Annotated in this window: 8 protein-coding genes and 1 pseudogene; 7 read left to right on the forward strand and 2 right to left on the reverse strand. The window is 70.1% G+C overall.

Going from position 1 to position 8,796, the window contains the following annotated elements:
* Positions 1 to 491: pseudogene (locus ACWGIU_RS20565) on the reverse strand (haloacid dehalogenase); the annotation flags it as partial.
* A gap of 986 nt (positions 492 to 1,477) precedes the next feature.
* Between ACWGIU_RS20565 and ACWGIU_RS20570 the strand changes: the two are divergent.
* The gene (locus tag ACWGIU_RS20570; protein ID WP_453707802.1) at positions 1,478 to 1,870 is read left to right on the forward strand and encodes a CBS domain-containing protein; all 393 of its coding nucleotides are present in this window, start codon (positions 1,478 to 1,480) and stop codon (positions 1,868 to 1,870) included.
* Positions 1,871 to 2,489: 619 nt separating this feature from the next.
* Here ACWGIU_RS20570 and ACWGIU_RS20575 read toward each other — a convergent pair.
* Positions 2,490 to 3,710, reverse strand: a complete 1,221-nt coding sequence (locus ACWGIU_RS20575; RefSeq protein ID WP_453707790.1) for a PP2C family protein-serine/threonine phosphatase — start codon at positions 3,708 to 3,710, stop codon at positions 2,490 to 2,492.
* 235 nt (positions 3,711 to 3,945) lie between these two features.
* On the opposite strand from ACWGIU_RS20575, the gene ACWGIU_RS20580 reads away from it, so the two are divergent.
* The 6 genes from ACWGIU_RS20580 (at position 3,946) to ACWGIU_RS20605 (ending at position 8,794) form a co-directional block, all read left to right on the forward strand.
* On the forward strand, positions 3,946 to 4,197 hold the full coding sequence (locus tag ACWGIU_RS20580; RefSeq protein WP_453707792.1) for a hypothetical protein: 252 nt from the start codon (positions 3,946 to 3,948) through the stop codon (positions 4,195 to 4,197).
* A 260-nt stretch (positions 4,198 to 4,457) separates the two neighbouring features.
* Complete coding sequence (locus tag ACWGIU_RS20585) at positions 4,458 to 4,700, forward strand: anti-sigma factor family protein (RefSeq protein ID WP_453707794.1); 243 nt, start codon at positions 4,458 to 4,460, stop codon at positions 4,698 to 4,700.
* A 139-nt stretch (positions 4,701 to 4,839) separates the two neighbouring features.
* Positions 4,840 to 5,520: an RNA polymerase sigma factor gene (locus tag ACWGIU_RS20590; protein WP_453707796.1), complete on the forward strand. Its 681-nt coding sequence runs from the start codon at positions 4,840 to 4,842 to the stop codon at positions 5,518 to 5,520.
* The gene (locus tag ACWGIU_RS20595; protein ID WP_362802332.1) at positions 5,507 to 5,737 is read left to right on the forward strand and encodes an anti-sigma factor family protein; all 231 of its coding nucleotides are present in this window, start codon (positions 5,507 to 5,509) and stop codon (positions 5,735 to 5,737) included. The genes ACWGIU_RS20590 and ACWGIU_RS20595 overlap by 14 nt, the downstream gene beginning before the upstream one ends.
* 71 nt (positions 5,738 to 5,808) lie before the next feature.
* Positions 5,809 to 7,443: an NAD(P)/FAD-dependent oxidoreductase gene (locus ACWGIU_RS20600; protein ID WP_453707798.1), complete on the forward strand. Its 1,635-nt coding sequence runs from the start codon at positions 5,809 to 5,811 to the stop codon at positions 7,441 to 7,443.
* The gene (locus ACWGIU_RS20605) at positions 7,436 to 8,794 is read left to right on the forward strand and encodes a hypothetical protein (RefSeq protein WP_453707800.1); all 1,359 of its coding nucleotides are present in this window, start codon (positions 7,436 to 7,438) and stop codon (positions 8,792 to 8,794) included. The genes ACWGIU_RS20600 and ACWGIU_RS20605 overlap by 8 nt, the downstream gene beginning before the upstream one ends.
* Positions 8,795 to 8,796: the final 2 nt, after the last annotated feature.

The following is an 8,796-nucleotide window of genomic DNA, read 5'->3' on the forward strand; positions in this document are numbered from 1 at the left end:
GCCTCATCGGGGCCGCGGACCAGCCTGGATTCACCCTCACGCCATGCCGCGTTCTCAGCGTTCGCCTCCCGCCACACCGCCAGACGCTGCAGCACGTCAAGGGCGAGCCCTCCGCCGCCGGTCGCCAGGCCCTGCACCAGGGCGCCGACCACCGGCAGCAGCGAGTCGGAGTGCTCATCGGTTCCGGCGTCCTCGACCAGGTGCCGAAGCCGCGGGTGGTAGCGAACGGCGTCGATGGCGGCGGCGATCTCCGGCGGCAGCCCGAACGGAGCGAGCCGCCGAAGCGTCACCAGCGCAAGTCCCAGGGTGTCCGCCACCAGCGCCGGCACAGCCGGGTACGGCGGACCTTCGGCGGGGTGATGCGGCTCGGGCTGCCACGCGTCGAACGCCTGCGCATCGGCGGTGTGCTCGCCCTCGGCCGCCTTCACCAGCGCGACCAGTTCGCTCTGCGGCGGAGCCGGCGACGCGACAGCGATGATCACCCGTTCCATGGGCGCGTTCACCCGCGCCCACAACACTCCCGGATGATCTTCCAAGGCCCGGCGCACCCGACCTGCAACGGCGCAGCCCCCAGCACCGTGCACTCCGGACACAGCGACGTAGCACCGCCCCGACGTCCACGTCACATCCCGGCCAGGCCCATCGAGCAGCTTCTGTGCCGCTTCCCGCAGAACTCGTGCGCCTGCGGTCACACAGGAGGCGGCCTCCGTGAGGATCGGGCGCAGGAAGGGCGGCGCCCACGGCGGAGAGGCGGGCTCCGGCGGCATGGACCGTCCTCCTCGCATCAGAGCGGTGTACGCATCAACCTTCACAGGCAGTCTGATCGACGCCGGAAGGAGGAGCCACGCGAGATAGGCCTATCGGAAACACACCGGCCCGTGCCCGCGCCGCAGCGCACTCTCGTCGCGGCGATCACCTCGGCCCGGCCTCCCTGCGGGCCCCGCCGTCCATGGCGTCCGTGGGAACACCGTGCACCCCCGCCACCGACCAAGGCAGCTATAAACACCCTCAAACCGGATAAACGAAGAGGAGGAGCTGTCTCATCGAAGCAAGCGAGGCGATTGCCGTGACCTCCCACGCGACTGCAGCCGGCATGCCGAACGACCAGTCGATGAATGCCTCATCCCAACCCGGCTCGGACTCCTCCGCGCCCCAGCAGCGCACGGTCACATTCACCGTGCCATCCCTCGGCAAGGTGGCGAGCGAGGCAATGAACGCCGCCATGCTGCCCGTCGCCGCCGCCAGGCAGGTACTCCCGGCGAAGAAAGGCCTCCCGCTCTACCTGGGCCTGGGAGTACTTGCAGCCGCCGACGTACTGGCCTGGCCGGTCGCCGCCGGCATCGGCCTTGGATACGCCGTCCTGCGGCACGACGGCGGTGTCCTCTCGGAACCCGCCGGCACAGCTACTGGCACCGAGGCCACGCCTCGGCCGGATGGACGGGAGGACGACCCTGGCGTGATCACCGCGCGCATGATCATGACCCCGGACGTCACCTGTGTCGGCGCCAACGAATCCGTGCAGGTTGCGGCGGAGAGGATGACGGAATTGGGCGTCGGGTCCCTTCCTGTCTGCGGCGCCGACGAAAAACTCAAAGGAATGCTCACCGACCGCGACATCGTCGTGAAGGTCCTCGGAGCTCAGAAGGACCCCGCTCAGGTCAAAGCCGGGGAATTGGTACATGGAGAGGTGGTGACGGTCGGCGCCGACGACACGGCTGACGAGATCCTGCGCATTATGAGCCGGCACAAGGTGCGTCGTCTTCCCGTCATCGACGGCCACGTGCTGGTGGGCATCGTCTCCCAGGCAGACGTCGCTCGCGCACTGCCGGATCCCGAGGTCGGCGATCTCCTCGAAGACATCTCCACCTGACACTGGTGAGCGGCCACGGCCACACCTCCGGCGTACCGCGTTCACGCCGGAGATGATGCCGAGCTGCTTCCATGTGGGCTTCCACGTGGGAGGGAGCAAAGCACGATGTGCCGGGTCGGTACAGGCACCTTCTTCGGCACCCGCTCCGAGTCGGCGCCAGTGAAGCACTCCAGCGCGCACGCGGCGGTCGCGGAGACCGCCCACGGGTCGGCCCCGGTGTGCCGAGCGGGATCCGGCCCCAGTGCCTGCCCCCAACAGGCCGCCTATGCCGGTCGGGTGCTGCCGAACCGTCCAGCCGTTGCCCCGAGGAAGTCGGCCGTGTCGGGCCTGCCTGGTTCTCATGCACGGGCGGGTGAAGGAAGCCCCACTACGCCGCGTCCCGGGCCGTGGGGTGGCGTGGGCCGGAGGATGGGGCACGACCGACCGTCCGTCCCTGCCGTGCTGGACGCAAGCAGGTCAAGGACCGCACCGACGTCACGTTCGTCCGCCCGCCGACACGCCGGTGCCTTGCGGGCGGGAAGGCTATCGCAGATGACGTGGACCGCCAGGCCGGGATCGGTCCGGCGGTCGATGTCGTCGAGGAAGTCCCGGAAGTCCACAGCCCGGTGCTGCGCGGACGCTATGACGGAGGCCCGGCAGTGTGAGGGGCATCGCTGGTGGGGTCGTGGGGTGACCGAGGTCGGAGGCGGGCGGCGAGGACGGCGACGTCGTCTTCGGCGTGCTGTGCGTCGAGTCCGTTGCAGACCGCGTCCACGACATCCGAGACTCCTGCTCCGGTGGCCATGCGGAGCGCCGCGAGCCGGCCCAGGGAGGTGTCGATGTCCTCGCCGCGGCGTTCTACGAGACCGTCCGTGTAGAGCAGAATGGTCTGACCGGCCGTGATCGGCAGGGCGACGGCTTCGTATCCGCCGATGCCGGTGCCCAGCGGAGGGCCGACGGGAACCCTCAGCAGTTCGCCCGGGCCGTCGGCGGTGAAGGCGGCGGGGGGCAGATGGCCGGCACTGGCGTACACGGCCGATCCGCGCGCGGGATCGACACGGACGATGAGGCAGGTCGCGGGGCGACGGTCGGCGTCCGCCGCGGCCAAGGCGTCGAGCTGGCGCAGCACGCGGTGGGGGGCGAGATCAGTGGAGGCGACGTCGCGCAGGAGGGAGCGGTAGGCGTTCATGTCGACGGCGGCCTCCAGGCCGTGGCCCATGACGTCCCCGACCACCAGCAGGGTTCGGCCGAAGTGCAGCCGCACGGTCTCGAACCAGTCGCCGCCGACGAGGGCGCGGGGTCCGACGGGCAGGTAGCGGCTGGCGACCTCTAGATTCGGGTGCGGTCGGCCCGGTTCGGCGAGCAGGGCGCGTTGCAGGTCGAGTGCGATCTTCTCGGTCGCCGCCAGGCGCCTCGCGTGTGCGATGTGCACGCCTGCGAGACGTGCTGCGAAGTGCAGCGTTGCTGTCTCATGGTCGGTGAAGTCACCGTGTGTCCGGACCGCGAGGAGCCTGCCGTAGAGCTCGCCTCGGCTGATCAGCGGCACTGAGACGAGGTACACGGATCTTCCCGTACCACCGCCGGTATACGCATGTAGGGGATGTCCCTCGTCCAGAGCCCGGACTGCGGGGAGGGCCTCGGTGACGAGGCTCTCCAGGAGGTCCGTCGCGCCGGCCACGGCCACACGTTCAGTCCTGCCGCCGTGGCCGATCAAATCCACAGCCGCGGCGTCGCACAGGGTCCGGAACACGAATCCCGCCAGCTCCTGCCAGGTCGCCGGCTCGTCGAAGGACGTCCCGATCCGCTCGAGAGCCTCTTCCATCGCGCGCAGGCGTACCTCCGAGCCATCCTGTTCCGGCATGACGCCTCCATAACCCCTGGTCCGCCCCAGGGTGCCCGACGAGGAAGCGTTACATCAGTCCCGTCCCCTCCATTGACCAACGCGGGGCGTGCCTTTGCCCCGATTGGGTCACTCCAACCGGTCTGTGTGCCGACTGGCACCTGAGACGGGAGGGCCCCGGGGGCCGGTCGCCGACGCCGGTGATCGGCAACCACGACAGCTTTCCAAGCCGTTCCGGCCACGCACCGTCGATGCGATGGAGCAGGTCGAGGAGCGTGGTGCGGTCGGCCGGGGACAGGTTCGAGTAACACGAGGTGAGGACATCGTCGGAGATCCGGTGCCCTGCGTTCAGGACGTCTTCGCCGGAGGGGGTGAGGTAGTGCTCGATGCGTCGGTCGACACCCGGCCTGCGGTCGATCAAGCCCAGGGCAGCCAGCCGGCCGGCGAGGGTTCCGAAGGCCTGCTCGCTCCGGAAGGTCGACCAGTCGGGCCGACGACGCACCTCTAGGACCAAGGCGTTGAGGCGCTCGGTACGGCGCGCCAGTGGACCGCGAACGACCCGACGGTGCTGGCCGAGTGGGCCGCCCGCGACCTGCGGCGGCTGTGGCCGCGCGTGCCGGGGGCGGGGCGCTGGCGGTGACGGCGGTGTCTCCCTCAGCCGGAGGGAGCGGTTGCGCGGCCGGGTCATCGTGGGCCCACGGGTCGTTCCCTCCGCCCGTCCTTGGGTACTCTGGGCGACCGTCCAGTGCGCGAGATCAGGCAGGTGTCATGAACTGCGATGAATTCGTCGAGCTGGTGACCAGCTTTCTCGATGGCGCCATGGACGAGCCGACCGAGCTCGACTGCCTCGCGCACCTGGCGAGGTGCGAGGGCTGTGAGGCCAGTCTCGACCAGTTCAGGCAGACCATCACGATCCTGGGCGAGCTGCCGCGGGAGTTGCCCGGTACGAGCCTGTCCCTTGGAGCGCGCGACCAACTGCGTGGTGCCTTCCGTGCCGCGCGGCGAAGCTGACGAACCCACCGAGAGTCCGATCGCCTCGGTCTGAAGGTTCTTACCGTGAGGTGAACGAAGGCGTCGGCGGCGTTCCGGTTCACCGAGCTGCCCTAAGCTGACCCTCCCAGTTGACGGCCGGTAATAAGGGGAGAAGCGAATGGAGGGCGTGCGCGAACTGCCGCCGGACGAGGTCCTGGTCCAGCGGCTGCGTGACGGCGACGAGCAGACGTTCGCCCTGGTGCTGGACACCTGGTCGGGTGGCATGGTCCGGCTGGCCATGTCGTTCGTGTCGACCAAGGCGTCCGCGGAGGAAGCCGTCCAGGACACATGGCTGGCGGTCATCAGGGGGATCAGAGACTTCGAAGGCCGTTCGTCCCTGAAGACATGGGTGTACCGGATCCTGGTCAACACGGCCAAGGCGCGCGGTACGAAGGAGAGCAGGACCGTTCCCTTCGCCAGCCTGTTGCCGGAGGAAGAAGGGCCCACGGTGGACGCCTCACGGTTCCGCGGCCCCGACGAGCAGTACCCCGGGCACTGGGTTGTCGGGCAGGAACCGCGCCACCAGCATGTTCCCGAGGACCACGTGCTGCGGGGCGAAGTGCGCGAGTTGATCGCACGGGCGCTCGACGAACTCCCGCCCCGACTACGCACGGTGGTCACACTGCGCGACGTCGAGGGATACGGCTCGGAGGAGGTCTGTTCCCTGCTGGACATCACGCCCGGAAACCAGCGCGTGCTCCTCCATCGGGCCCGGGCCATCCTGCGCCGTAAGCTGGAGGACTACTTGTCCGGTGCACATGACGTCGCGGTGGGAGGGAACGACCGTGGACTGCGTTGACTTCGTTGAACTGGTGACCGAGTTCCTGGAGGGCGCCCTGCCCGAGGGCGACGAGCGGCGCTTCGTCGACCACCTGGCGCAGTGCGACGGGTGCGAGAGCTACCTCGATCAGTTCCGGCAGACCATCGCCACAACGGGCGAACTGACCCCGGACGGCGTCTCTCCGGCCGCCAGAGCCCAACTGCTCACCGCGTTCAGGGACTGGCAGCGGCAGTGATCCCCCCTCCCCGGCGCTCTTCGCGCCCCAGGGGCGTGTAACGCTCGCACGGCGTGTCTGCTCTGACATGCATGACTCTGTTCAGAAGACTCTTGTTCGGCATCATCGCCGGACTGCCCGGTGGCGCGATCGTCGCCGTCGTGACGAATCCGCCGTGGATCCCGTGGGCCGCGCACGTCGTGGTACTCGGAGCCGTACTGGGTCTCCTCTTCGGTGACCACAGGCAGAGCAGCGGTTCGGCGTTCTCCGTCGGTCTGCTCGTCGGCCTGCTCGACTGGGTGGCCTGGACACTCACCCTCGCTCCCGCGCTGGCGGGACAGACTCCGTCATGGACGATCTCGCTGGCGGTGTCGCGCTTCCCCGACCTCGTCGGCGCCGCTCTGCTCGGCACAGTGGCCGGGCTCGCCTTCCACGCCCTTTCAGCCTGGCGCCCGCCCCGGCCGGCACCGCAGCGGGCCAAACCCCACGTGGTGATCGTCGGTGGTGGCTTCGGCGGGGTTGGTGCCGCGCGTGAACTGGACCGCCAGGTCGCTCGCGGGCTCGACGCGCATGTGACGCTGATAGGCGACTCGAACTCCCTGCTGTTCACCCCGCTGCTCGTCGGCGTCGCCTCGAGCACCGTGGAGGCCAGGCACGTGAGCGCCCCGGCACGTGCCGGGCTCGACCACGCGTCCTTCCTGCACGGGCGTGTGGCCTCGATCGACACGAAGACACGGAACGCGTACGTCTCCGCGGGCAAGGACGGGATGCTCCGTGTCCCGTACGACCACCTGGTCCTGGCGGTCGGCGCGGTACCGCACTTCTTCGACCTGCCGGGAGTGGGCGAGCACGCCTTCCCGCTGAAGTCCGTCGAGGACGCCACCCGGTTGCGCGACCAGGTGCTCGGCGCGCTGGAGCGGGCCGACCTGGAACCCGACCCGGCCGAACAGGCCAGACTGTTGACGTTCGTGGTGGCAGGCGGCGGGTTCGCCGGGACGGAACTCGTCGCGGAGCTCTTCGACCTGGTGCACGACGTGCTCCACCTCTATCCGCGGCTGCACGGGGCGCGGCCCAGGTTCGTGATCGTGCACGCGGGGGAGCGGCTGCTGCCGGAGCTTTCGCCGCGGCTCGGCCTGTACGCGCAGCGCAAACTCGGCAGTCGCGGCATCGAGTTCCGGCTCGGTGCGCGCGTGGCCGGGGCCAGTGCCGAGGACATCAGGCTCGACTCCGGCGAGACCATGCCTACGCGCACCCTGGCCTGGACGGCGGGCAACCGGCCGAACCCGCTGGTGCAGCAGGTCATGCAGCGGCCGCTCACCGTGGATGCCACTATGCAGGTCCCCGGTGTACCGGGCCTGTGGGCGCTGGGCGACTGCGCGAGGATCCCCGACCCGGCGGGCGGGGTCTACCCTCCGACGGCGCAGCACGCGATCCGCGAAGGCAGGGCGGCGGCGCGGAACATCGCCGCGGTCCTCGGCGGACGCGCGCCCGTCCCGTTCCGCTTCGGCGGCCTCGGCGTGCTGGTGTCGCTCGGGCACCGCACGGCGGCCGGCGAGATCCTCGGGCGGCAGGTCTCCGGCTTCCTCGCCTGGGTTCTGTGGCGATCGATCTACCTGAGCAAGCTGCCCAGTGCGGAGAAACGGCTGCGCGTGCTCGCCGACTGGACCCTCGACCTGGTCTTCCCCAGGGACATCGCCCTCTCCACCAAGGATGACCGCCATGCGTGACGCCGGATTCCGTAGTGCCGGGGCGGGAGCCCTCGCAGGCCTCGCGGGAGGGCTGGTCTTCGGCGGGGTGATGGCGCTGATCGGCTACCTGCCCACCGTTGCGGCGCTCGTCAGAACCGACGTGCCCGTCGTGGGTTTCGCTGTCCACCTGCTGATCGCGGCGATCATCGGGAGCGTCTTCGGCGTGCTCGTGGCCGGCCAGGCCGAGCTGTTGTTCCGGGGACTCGTGTACGGCGTGCTGTGGTGGTTCCTCGGGCCGCTGACGCTGCTGCCGGTCCTGCTGGGCAGGCCGGTGGCCTGGGACGTGGCGACGGCGCAGGCGCTGATCCCCAGTCTGCTCGGTCACCTGGCCTACGGAGCGGTCACGGCTGCCGCACTCGCACTGCTGCGGGGCGGGGAGCGGCAGTTCAGGCCGGGCCTGGTGGTGCGCGCGTCGACCGCCGGGTTGCTCGCCGCCCTGGTGCTCGGGCTCGGCTGGAACGGGCTGATCGTCGGCGTACTGGTCGGCGTTTCCTACGCGGTGGTCTTCGGCGACCGAGACGAGGGCACGGGACCGGCCCTCGTCCGCGGCGCCGCCTTCGGATTCGCGTGGTGGGTGCTCGCGGCGGTGACGATCGCGCCGCTGCTCGATGCCCGCGGGCTCGACTGGGCGCCGGCCGCGGTGCGCGCCGCCGTGGCGTCGCTGCCCGGCTATCTGCTGCTCGGTTCCGGTACGGCCCTGCTCACCTGCTGGCTCGGCGGCCTGTCGCGGGCGGTGTTCTCCGACGACGTACGACACGCCTTCGAGGGGCGCCTCGCCGGTGGACGGGTGATCTCGATCTGGCACGGCGTCATCGCCGGGCTGGCAGGCGGCGTGATCTTCACCGGTGTCATGATCGCCGTCGGATTCCTGCCGGTCGTCGCCGCCCTCGTCGGCTCGGAGTCCGCAGTCGTGGGCCTCGTCATCCACCTGCTGATCTCCCAGGTCGTCGGCGTCACCTACGCGGTCTTCTTCCGCCGCCGCAGCTTCGACCCCGCCTCGGGGATCGGCTGGGGTGTGTCCTACGGCTTCCTCTGGTGGGTCCTGGGCAACCTGACGCTGCTCCCCCTCCTGCTCGGCGCCGAGCCCCGGTGGAGCGGAGCCCGGCTCGCCTTGGCCTTTCCCTCTCTGGTCGGCCACCTCGCCTACGGCGCCGTGCTCGGCCTGCTGTACCAGCGGCTGGAGGAGCGGGTCGGCCCATGGCACCTGACGCGCAGTGAGGCGGCCGCAGCCCGGGCGGCGGCACGTCGCGAGCAGACGCTGAGCGCGGCCCCCGCGCTGTGGAGCCTGATCGCCTGTGTGGCTCTGCTCATCCCCATCCTGGTGTCGTAGAA

The sequence above is a fragment of the Streptomyces sp. NPDC054840 genome, from assembly GCF_053611065.1.

Bases quoted from the DNA above. Each gene is read 5' to 3' on its own strand.
- ACWGIU_RS20570 (WP_453707802.1), top strand. From the start codon at position 1,478: ATGACCCCGGACGTCACCTGTGTCGGCGCCAACGAATCCGTGCAGGTT.
- ACWGIU_RS20575 (WP_453707790.1), bottom strand. From the start codon at position 3,710: ATGCCGGAACAGGATGGCTCGGAGGTACGCCTGCGCGCGATGGAAGAG.
- ACWGIU_RS20580 (WP_453707792.1), top strand. From the start codon at position 3,946: ATGGAGCAGGTCGAGGAGCGTGGTGCGGTCGGCCGGGGACAGGTTCGA.
- ACWGIU_RS20585 (WP_453707794.1), top strand. From the start codon at position 4,458: ATGAACTGCGATGAATTCGTCGAGCTGGTGACCAGCTTTCTCGATGGC.
- ACWGIU_RS20590 (WP_453707796.1), top strand. From the start codon at position 4,840: ATGGAGGGCGTGCGCGAACTGCCGCCGGACGAGGTCCTGGTCCAGCGG.
- ACWGIU_RS20600 (WP_453707798.1), top strand. From the start codon at position 5,809: ATGACTCTGTTCAGAAGACTCTTGTTCGGCATCATCGCCGGACTGCCC.
- ACWGIU_RS20605 (WP_453707800.1), top strand. From the start codon at position 7,436: ATGCGTGACGCCGGATTCCGTAGTGCCGGGGCGGGAGCCCTCGCAGGC.